The 9495-nt window shown below is 58.8% G+C and carries 7 protein-coding genes and 1 riboswitch; of the genes, 6 read left to right on the forward strand and 1 reads right to left on the reverse strand.

Translation table 11 applies throughout. The features are described 5' to 3' along the window. The first annotated feature begins 733 nt into the window (after positions 1-733). From DWA01_RS01655 to DWA01_RS01680, 6 genes are all read left to right on the forward strand, one after another. On the forward strand, positions 734-2668 hold the full coding sequence (locus DWA01_RS01655; RefSeq protein WP_114283910.1) for a PrkA family serine protein kinase: 1935 nt from the start codon (positions 734-736) through the stop codon (positions 2666-2668). A gap of 46 nt (positions 2669-2714) precedes the next feature. Beyond that, on the forward strand, positions 2715-4049 hold the full coding sequence (locus DWA01_RS01660) for a YeaH/YhbH family protein (RefSeq protein WP_114283911.1): 1335 nt from the start codon (positions 2715-2717) through the stop codon (positions 4047-4049). Next, positions 4046-5626, forward strand: coding sequence for a SpoVR family protein (locus DWA01_RS01665; RefSeq protein ID WP_114283912.1), 1581 nt, complete (start codon positions 4046-4048; stop codon positions 5624-5626). Before DWA01_RS01660 ends, DWA01_RS01665 begins: the two co-directional genes overlap by 4 nt. A gap of 270 nt (positions 5627-5896) precedes the next feature. Then, a riboswitch (TPP riboswitch) is annotated at positions 5897-5996 on the forward strand. Between the two features lie 61 nt (positions 5997-6057). Further along, entirely contained in the window at positions 6058-6888 is an 831-nt protein-coding gene (gene thiD, locus DWA01_RS01670) for a bifunctional hydroxymethylpyrimidine kinase/phosphomethylpyrimidine kinase (RefSeq protein ID WP_114283913.1), read from the forward strand. A 274-nt stretch (positions 6889-7162) separates the two neighbouring features. Continuing rightward, a complete protein-coding gene (locus tag DWA01_RS01675) occupies positions 7163-7771 on the forward strand; it encodes a thiamine phosphate synthase (protein ID WP_114283914.1) in 609 nt (202 codons plus the stop codon). After that, a complete protein-coding gene (locus tag DWA01_RS01680) occupies positions 7771-8757 on the forward strand; it encodes a HesA/MoeB/ThiF family protein (RefSeq protein ID WP_200832485.1) in 987 nt (328 codons plus the stop codon). Before DWA01_RS01675 ends, DWA01_RS01680 begins: the two co-directional genes overlap by 1 nt. A gap of 165 nt (positions 8758-8922) precedes the next feature. On the opposite strand, the gene DWA01_RS01685 is transcribed toward DWA01_RS01680, so the two are convergent. Further along, positions 8923-9219, reverse strand: a complete 297-nt coding sequence (locus DWA01_RS01685; RefSeq protein ID WP_114283916.1) for a hypothetical protein — start codon at positions 9217-9219, stop codon at positions 8923-8925. Positions 9220-9495 lie beyond the last annotated feature (276 nt).

The raw sequence follows: 9495 nt of genomic DNA on the forward strand, positions 1-9495 counted from the left end.
CCCGACCAGGAATCCGGTACCGGCTGGCCTGTATGCAGCCAGTGGCGATCTCTGTGTGCTGTCTCTCAGCCGCAGTTTTATGGCGTGCTGTTTGTGTGGATTTTCCGGCTGCCTGGTCGGGCTGGGAACCCGGTCCGGGCGAGGGTCCGGCCCCCTTGCCGTTCCTCTTGCCGCGCCGTCTGCATATGCTGTGTGCCCGTGCTTTCTGCCCGGACCTTATGCCGGCCCCCCAGGCTCCGGCAGTGTCAGTAGTGTAGCGGGAAAAGGCGTCTTTGGCATCTGTACAGAGGGGCGGCTGACTGTACTGAGGTATAGTCGCTCGTTGTGCAGCGCCGCAGAGGTTGCAAGAGGGGCCGGGTTCACCGTCCGGCAGCCAGGGGATCAACAGCGATCAGGTCCGTTGCAGCCGGTACAAAGCAGTGGTCGCGGGCGCGTCACAAAAGAGTGTCAGGAAAATTGTTGATAAAAAAGAATACAATACCCAAATAAAAATAGCGGGGCACTGGAATTTGTGGTAAGCTGAATTTGTAAGGCCAGTAAAAATAACAATAAGTTTCAGCTGGTTAGCTCCGCAAGAAGAGCAACAGTTGGGCTATGCTGACCCAAAACGGCGCTGAGCAATTTCAGGAAAAATTTGCGGACACCTGTTGTCTCTCGTGCCTGGCGCTGCCCGTCCGCACGCAATGAGCTAACCCCGGGGAGGACTACACAACATACTGGAGGTTGCAGTCAGATGGAAAAAATCATCGAACTATTCGCGGAGCACTATGCTGTAAACCGCGTACAGGAAATGTCTTTGCAGGACTATCTTCGGGGCTGTCGCGATGACCCTGGCATGTATGCTTCTGTTGCCGAACGCATGCTGAAGGCGATTGGCGAGGAAGAGCTGGTCGACACGTCCAAAGACGCCCGTCTGGGGCCGATCTTTCAGAACCGGACGATCAAACGCTACCGGGCTTTCAAAGATTTTTACGGCATGGAAGAGGCCATCGAGAGGATCGTTGGTTATTTCCGCTATGCCGCTCAGGGCCTGGAGGAGCGCAAGCAGATCCTCTATCTGCTGGGGCCGGTCGGGGGCGGCAAGTCCTCGCTGGCGGAGCGGCTGAAACAACTGGTGGAAGATCAGCCAATCTATGTGCTGAAGGCGGGCGACCAGATCAGCCCGATTTTTGAATCGCCGCTGGGCCTGTTTGACCCGGACCGGATGGGCGACGTTCTGGAAGATAAATATGGCATCAGCCGGCACCGGTTGCCAGGGTTGATGTCGCCCTGGGCGCTGACCCGTCTGGATGAGTTTGACGGTGATATCACCCGGTTTACCGTGGCCAGAATGACGCCGTCGCGCCTGCGTCAGATCTGTATCGCCAAGGTCGAGCCCGGCGACGAAAACAACCAGGATATCTCCACTCTGGTGGGCAAGGTTGATATCCGCCAGCTGGAGCATTTCAGCCAGGATCACCCCGACGCCTATAGTTTTTCCGGCGGGCTGAACCGCACCACCCAGGGCCTGCTTGAATTTGTCGAGATGTTCAAAGCACCGATCAAGATCCTGCATCCGATGCTGACCGCCACCCAGGAAAGCAACTATATGGGCACCGAGGGATTTGGCGCCATTCCCTTCCATGGCACTATTCTGGCCCATTCCAATGAAAGCGAGTGGCAGCAGTTCAAGAACAATAAAAACAACGAAGCCTTTATTGACCGGGTCTGTATCGTCAAAGTGCCCTATTGTCTGCGGGTGACTGAAGAAACGCAGATCTATTCTAAACTGTTGAAAAACAGCGAGTTGATCGATGCGCCCTGCGCGCCTGAGACGCTGAAAATCCTCAGCCGGTTCTCGGTATTGTCGCGCCTCAAACCGCATGAGAACTCCAACCTCTATTCCAAAATGTGTGTCTATGACGGCGAGACGCTGAAAGACCGCGACCCCAAGGCCAAAACGGTGCAGGAGTACCGCGACACCGCCGGGGTGAATGAGGGTATGAACGGGGTTTCAACCCGGTTTGCCTTCAAAGTGCTGAGCTCAGTGTTCAACTATGACACTGAAGAGGTGGCGGCCGATCCGGTGCATCTGATGTACTTGCTGGAACAGATGATCAAACGCGAGCAGTTCCCGCCGGAGACCGAAAGCAAATATCTTGAGTTTATCAAAACCGATCTGGCACCACGCTATGCGGAGTTCATCGGCAATGAGATCCAGAAAGCCTATCTGGAGAGCTATTCGGAATATGGTCAGAACGTGTTTGACCGCTATATCGCCTATGCCGATGCCTGGATCGAAGAGCAGGATTACAAGGACACCGACACTGGCCAGCTTTACAGCCGTGATATCCTGAACAGTGAGTTGTCAAAAATCGAAAAACCGGCGGGGATTTCCAACCCGAAAGATTTCCGCAATGAGGTGGTTAAATTTGCGCTGCGACACCGGGCCAACACCGGGCTGAACCCGGCCTGGGCTTCTTACGAAAAACTGCGGGAAGTGATCGAAAAACACATGTTCAGCCAGGTGGAAGAACTGCTGCCGGTGATCAGTTTTGGCAGCAAAAAAGACAGCGAGACCGAAGGCAAACACATGGAGTTTGTCGAACGCATGCGCCAGCACGGCTATACCGACCGCCAGGTCCGCCGCCTGGTTGAATGGTACATGCGTGTCAACAAAGCGGGCTGAGGCGCGCTGACGGTTTCTCGTTCCTAATCAGGGAGATGCTGAGGAGATGCATCACTTTATAGACAGACGTCCCAACCCCGCCGGCAAGAGTCTGGGCAACCGGCAACGGTTCCTGCGCCGCGCGCGGCATCATATCAAAGACATCGTGGATAAATCAGTGCGCGAACGTTCGGTCAGCGGCCGCAATTCGCGCGAACTGGCTCAGGGCGAGCGTGTAACCATCCCGGTCAAAGGCATCAAAGAACCCCGTCTGGTGCATTCCAACCAGGGCGGCATGCGCCAGCGGGTGTTTCCCGGCAACAAGGAATTCGTGGTGGGGGACAGTTTTCCCCGGCCCAAGTCCGGCCAGGGCGGCGGCGGCAAAAAAGCCTCGGAAGATGGCGAAGGAGAAGACGGGTTTTCCTTCAGCCTGACGCGGGAAGAATATCTTGAAATGTTGTTTGAGGGGCTGGAACTGCCGGATCTGGTGAAAAAGAACCTGATCGAGACCAAAACCATCAGCTATCGCCGTGCCGGCATCACCACGGCGGGCACACCGTCCAATCTCAATCTGCTCCGTACCATGCGCAATTCGCTGGGGCGGCGCATCGCGTTGCAGCGGCCGTCGCTGAGCAAATTCAACGCGCTGAAGGCCCGCATTGAGGAGCTGGAAGCGCTGGAGGCACCTTGTGACGACGAGTTTGCCGAGCTGGAAGAGCTGCGCCAGCAGCTTGGCCGGCTGGAACGCAAACGCAAAGTGGTTGGTTTTATTGACCCGGTGGATCTGCGGTTTGACACCCATCTGCCGGAAATTGTGCTGAATTCCAAAGCGGTGGTCTTTTGCCTGATGGATGTGTCCGGCTCAATGCAGGAGCGGGAAAAAGACCTGGCCAAGCGGTTTTTCATCCTGCTCAACCTGTTTCTCGAGCGCTGTTATGAGCACACTGAGATCGTCTTTGTCTGCCATACGCAGCACGCGCGCGAAGTGGATGAAGACACCTTTTTCTACTCGCGGGAAACCGGCGGCACGGTGGTCAGCTCTGCGTTGACGGAAATGCTGAAAATTATCAAAGACCGTTACCCGACCGATGAGTGGAACATCTATGGCGCCCAGGCCTCTGATGGCGAGAATTTTGGCAATGACTCTGAAAAATGCCAGCAGTTGCTGCAGCATCAGTTGCTGCCATTGTGCCAGTATTACGCCTATGTGGAGATCCTCAGCGAAAGTGATGAGGTGCTGATGAATGATCCGGAACAAGGCGCCGATCTGTGGCAGGCCTGTCTGCGGGTCAAGAAGCGCTGGCCTTCGTTTGAAATGCAGCGCGTGTGTTCGCCGGCGGATATCTATCCGGTGTTCCGGGCGCTGTTTGCGCCGCGCACCGCCGCCGCGGTGGCCCCATGAGCGGCGCCGCGCAGCCGGGCACCGGGGCGGGGACGGGTACAGGTACGGCACAGCCGCTGTTTGACGGGCCGGACTGGACTTTTGAACTGCTGTCAGAGGTGCATGACGCGATACAGGAGATCGCGCTGGAGGATCTGGGGCTGAATGTCTATCCGAACCAGATCGAGATTATTTCCGCCGAGCAGATGCTGGACGCCTATTCTTGTGTCGGCATGCCGCTGATGTATCAGCACTGGTCATTTGGCAAACAATTCGTGCGCGATGAGCACAATTACCGCAAAGGGCTGACCGGGCTGGCCTATGAAATCGTGGTCAATTCCAACCCCTGTATCAGCTATAATATGGAAGAAAACACTATGGCTCTTCAGACGCTGGTGATGGCGCATGCGGCTTTTGGCCATAATCATTTTTTCAAAAACAACTATCTGTTCCGCAACTGGACCGATGCGTCAGGCATCAATGATTACCTGGCTTTTGCCAAGAATTTTATTGCGTGCTGTGAAGAACGTTACGGGGTCGATCAGGTGGAGGTTATTCTGGATGCGGCCCATGCGCTGCAGGATCACGGAGTGTTCCGCTATGGGCGGCCGCCAAAGCCGACGGAAGTTGAATTAAAGGCGATGCAGCGCCAGCGCGAAGGCTATGAAAGCCAGCAGAGCATTCTGGACCTGTGGGCCGACCAGGTTCTGGGCGGCGACGAGACGGAGGCAGACGAGGGCGAGGTGGGGAAAAACCGGCGCCAGAGCGCGCTGAACTTGCCGCAGGAAAATATCCTGTATTTCCTGGAAAAACACAGCCCGGTGCTGGAGCCCTGGCAACGCGAAGTGATCCGCATTGTGCGTTATCTGGCGCAGTATCTCTATCCGCAGAAACAGACCAAAGTGATGAATGAGGGCTGTGCCACCTTCGTGCATTATTACATCATCAACAAGCTGCACGACCGCGGGCTGGTCACGCCGGGGGCGTTTCTGGAGATGGTGCACAGCCACACCAATGTGATCCTGCAACCCGGCTTTGATGATCCGCGGTTTTCCGGGTTAAACCCCTATGCGCTTGGTTTTGAGATGATGCAGGATATCTGCCGCATCTGCGTCGATCCGACGGAAGAGGACCGCGAATGGTTTCCCGATATTGCCGGCTGCAAAGACTGGCGCCGGGTGCTGCGCGATGCCTGGGCCAATTACCGCGATGAATCCTTTATCCTGCAATTCCTCTCCCCGGCGCTGATCCGCAAGTTGCGGCTGTTTGTGATCACCGATGTGGCGGAACATCCCAATCTGGTGGTTAGCCAGATCCATGATCCGCGCGGCTATCGCGACGTCCGCCGGATCCTGGCCCGGTCTTATGACCTGGCCTATCTGGAGCCGGACATTCAGGTGGTTGATGCGGATCTGCGCGGCGACCGGGAGCTGAAGCTGCGCCATACGGTGCATGACGGTATCGTGCTGGACGAGAAAAACTGCGAAGAGGTTCTGCGCTATCTCAAGGCGCTCTGGGGGTATGAAGTCAGTCTCACGGGCGTTGATCGCGATCTGGATGAGGTGATTTATTCCGCGACGACCCGGGACCAGAACTGAAGCTGCCAGCTACGCCGTTGCCGGTCTTATGTGTTTCCGTCTGTCTTTGCAGACCCTGCGGGCTGGGGGTTTGTTTCCACCGCCCGACGGGTGCAGCTCCGGTCGCTTTGGCGGGCGGATTGGGCTCCGGTCGAACTGGCGGGCAGATAAGGCACCGGTTGCACAGCCGGCCGGTTGAGCCACAGGGTGCACCGCCGGACGGATGCGGCTTCGGTGCTGCAGTGGCCGGAAACTCTCCATTGCCAGATCAGGATTTCTGTTCTACCCATGCGTTATCCGTCGGGGGGCCCTTTGGGGCTGAGAAGTTTTGCACTGACCCGTCGAACCTGATCCGGATGATGCCGGCGTAGGGAACGGGTATTTGGGCCGCTGCCACAGCTGCCCCGGGTCTGTTCCGCGCTTTTGTCCGCCAACTGAGGACATGCACGCCGATGAAGATCCCGATCCGCCCCCACAGCCCACCTCCGCCGATTGCGCTGACGATTGCCGGCTCTGACAGCAGCGGCGGTGCCGGCATTCAGGCCGACCTGAAGACGTTTTCCGCTATGGGTGTCTATGGCGCCTCGGTGGTTACGGCGGTGACGGTTCAGAACAGCCTGGGTGTGACTGACGTGCATGAAGTGCCGGCGGATATGGTGGCGGCACAGATCAAAGCGGTTCTGTGCGATCTCGACGTGGCGGCGATAAAAATTGGCATGTTGTTTTCGGTGGAGATCGTTGAGGCGGTGGTCGGTGCGTTGAATGGTTGTGACATTCCCATAGTGCTGGATCCGGTGATGATTGCCACATCGGGCAGGGTCTTGCTGCATCCAGCCGCAGTGGAGGCCATGGTGGCGCAGCTGTTCCCACTGGCCGGTCTGGTGACGCCAAACCTGCCCGAAGCGGCGCGGCTGTTGGGGCAACTGCCGGCTCAGACTATTCAGCAGATGAAATTGCAGGCCCACGCGCTGCTGGCATTGGGACCGGCGGCGGTGTTGCTGAAAGGCGGCCATGCCGAAGGCGCCGTTAGCCGCGATCTGTTCTGTCCGCTGCTGGGAGATTTTGAGATTCTGGAGGCCCCGCGCCAGGCGACAAAAAACACCCATGGCACTGGTTGCACCCTTTCGGCAGCCATCGCGGCGGGGCTGGCCCACGGGCAGGGGCAGGAGGTGGCCGTACGTGCAGCGCATGGCTATCTGCAGGGCGCGATTGGAGCGGCTGATCAGCTCAATGTGGGGGCGGGCCGCGGGCCAGTGCATCATTTCCACGCGATGTGGCAGTGAGACGGGCGCGATATGCAGGGGGGTCGTATTCAGGGGCAGGGCACTTGTTCCCCCCGCGTCACACTAAAGACAGAGGCAATACAGCCGGCAGCCGAGTTGAGCCCGGGTCGGGCAGGCCACACAGAAGCCAGTGGACGCGGGCATGAACACTGGCATGAACACAGGGACGCGGGCGCGAACGCAGGGCCGCAGATATGAACACGGGGCCGCAATTATGATGGCGAGGATGCAGGTATGACGACAGGGACGCGGGTATGACGACAGGGACGCAGGTATGAGCAGACAACAACTGGATCGGTTCTATCCGATTTTTGACAGCTGTGACTGGGTGCAGCGCCTGGTGCCGCTGGGCATCCGGCTGGTGCAGTTGCGCATCAAAGACGCCACGCCTGATCAGCTGCGCGTAGAGATCCGCGGCGCGCGCCGGATCTGTGCTGATGCGGGCGCGACGCTGGTGGTGAATGACCACTGGCAGATCGCCATTGAGGAGGGCTGCGATTTTGTCCACTTGGGTCAGGAGGACCTGGACACCGCAGATATTGCTGCGATCCGCGCCGCTGGGTTGCGGCTGGGCATCAGCACCCATGACAAGTCTGAGCTGGCGCGCGCTTTGGCGTTGAGGCCGGAGTATGTCGCGCTGGGGCCGGTTTATCCCACCATTCTGAAAAAGATGAAATGGCATATGCAGGGGCTGGAGCGGGTCCGCGAATGGAAAGCGCTGGTGGGGGAGATCCCGCTGGTGGCAATTGGCGGCATGACGGTGGCGCGCGCAGCAGGGGCGTTTGACGCCGGCGCGGACATCGTGGCGGCGGTGACCGACATCACCCTGCACCCGGACCCTGAAGCGCAGGTGCGTGGCTGGCTGCAAGCGACCCGGGTGTAATGAACCGTTACGCGCGCCAGATCTGTCTGCCTGAAGTTGGAGCCGAGGGCCAGGCCCGGTTGCGGGCGGCCCATGTGGTGGTGATCGGGGCCGGCGGGCTGGGGGCTCCGGTGTTGCAATACCTGTGTGCCGCCGGCATTGGGTCGGTGCTGGTGGTAGACCCGGACCGGATTTCACGGAGCAATCTGCACCGCCAGGTGCTGTTTCGCGAGCAGCAGATCGGGGCTCTGAAAGCGGTGGTGGCGGTGGATACGCTGGCGGCGCTGAACCCGGAGTGCGACATCCGTGCCATGAGCGACGCGCTGGACCCGGGCAATGTTAAAGAGGTGGTGCAAGGGGCGGATATCGTGGTGGATTGTGCCGACAGTTTTGCGGTCAGTTACATGCTGTCGGATCATTGCAAAGCGGCGGGCCTGGCGCTGATCACCGCCTCCGCGCTGGGTCTGCAAGGTTATGTCGGTGGCTTTTGTGCCAATGCGCCGTCCCTGCGGGCGGTGTTTCCGGACCTGCCGGCGCGCGCGGCCACCTGTGCCACGGCCGGGGTGCTTGGGCCTGTGGTGGGCACGGTTGGCGCGCTGCAGGCGCAGATGGTGCTGGCGCATCTTTTGCGGCTGCAACCGGCGGTAATGGGGCAGATGGTGACGGTCGATCTGGCGCAGTACCGCTTTGGCGGTTTTCGTTTTGACGGTGCCGTTGAGCCTGAGGGCGCCTTGTTTAGCTTCATCACAGCCGATGCGGTCACGCCTCACGACTTTGCGGTAGAACTGCGGGATGTCGCGGAGGCGCCAGAGCTGTTTGCCCCAGGCGCGCTGCGGTACAGGGTCGCGGAATTTGTCAACATGCCGCCCATCCCCTACCCGGGGCAACGCGCGGTTCTGTGCTGTCGCAGCGGGTTGCGCGCCTGGCAGGCGGCCACCGCGTTGCGGCAGCATTGGTCCGGGCCGGTTGCGCTTGTTGCGATGGGGGAGGGGCCCGGTGACGGCTGAAACAGGCGTGTGGTTCTCAGATCCACCACGGTGAAATACCGGCCGCGCCACAGGCTGCAACCAGGGGTTCGCCCCGGGTTGCGACACGGACCGGCGCGTCACCGGTGGAGCGCGGGACCAGCGGCTTGTGCCGGGCGCGGCTGGCCGGGGCCAGCGGCTGCCAGATCAGGATACGGCCTGGAATGTGGAGCATTGTGCGGGCCGTTGGCTTGGCACAGCTGCGTTGCGCAGGGATTGCAGCAGTGTCGGGTGGCTATCGTTGTTGACGCATTCAAGCCAGGTGCAAAGACGCAACGGGCCAACCTGGCGTACAATGATATTCACCATGGCACCGACATCGGGAATGGCCTGACCATCTTTGATCACTTCGGGGGAGGACAGATAGGCCAGATGGCCGTGGTCATCACACCAGATAACCGCTTTGCCTTTCGCCGGATCGTTCCACAAAATAACTCCGTACATATTCAGCTCCTGTTTTATCAGGTTTGTCTGAAGCGAAGATTGAGGCGCGGCGCGAAATGTTGGTAGGTATCAGGTTTTAATGCATTTTATCGTTTTGTGATAAGGATATTCGCGCGCGGCAGCGGCCAAAATCGAGACAAATTAAAATGATTAACGTTACGCTATTGGATAGATGTAACCACAATACATCTTATCTTGCCAAGGTGAATATTCCCTGAAGCCACTCAATTATGCGTGTGGCTGCAGCAAGGGGCGCGCTGTTGCCGTGGCAGGGCC

The sequence above is a fragment of the Candidatus Halocynthiibacter alkanivorans genome (assembly GCF_003333265.1).
Classification (GTDB): domain Bacteria; phylum Pseudomonadota; class Alphaproteobacteria; order Rhodobacterales; family Rhodobacteraceae; genus Halocyntiibacter_A; species Halocyntiibacter_A alkanivorans.

What these genes read in the sequence shown, in the direction of transcription:
- DWA01_RS01655 (WP_114283910.1), top strand. Translation starts at nt 734, where the DNA reads ATGGAAAAAATCATCGAACTATTCGCGGAGCACTATGCTGTAAACCGC.
- DWA01_RS01660 (WP_114283911.1), top strand. Translation starts at nt 2,715, where the DNA reads ATGCATCACTTTATAGACAGACGTCCCAACCCCGCCGGCAAGAGTCTG.
- DWA01_RS01665 (WP_114283912.1), top strand. Translation starts at nt 4,046, where the DNA reads ATGAGCGGCGCCGCGCAGCCGGGCACCGGGGCGGGGACGGGTACAGGT.
- thiD (WP_114283913.1), top strand. Translation starts at nt 6,058, where the DNA reads ATGAAGATCCCGATCCGCCCCCACAGCCCACCTCCGCCGATTGCGCTG.
- DWA01_RS01675 (WP_114283914.1), top strand. Translation starts at nt 7,163, where the DNA reads ATGAGCAGACAACAACTGGATCGGTTCTATCCGATTTTTGACAGCTGT.
- DWA01_RS01680 (WP_200832485.1), top strand. Translation starts at nt 7,771, where the DNA reads ATGAACCGTTACGCGCGCCAGATCTGTCTGCCTGAAGTTGGAGCCGAG.
- DWA01_RS01685 (WP_114283916.1), bottom strand. Translation starts at nt 9,219, where the DNA reads ATGTACGGAGTTATTTTGTGGAACGATCCGGCGAAAGGCAAAGCGGTT.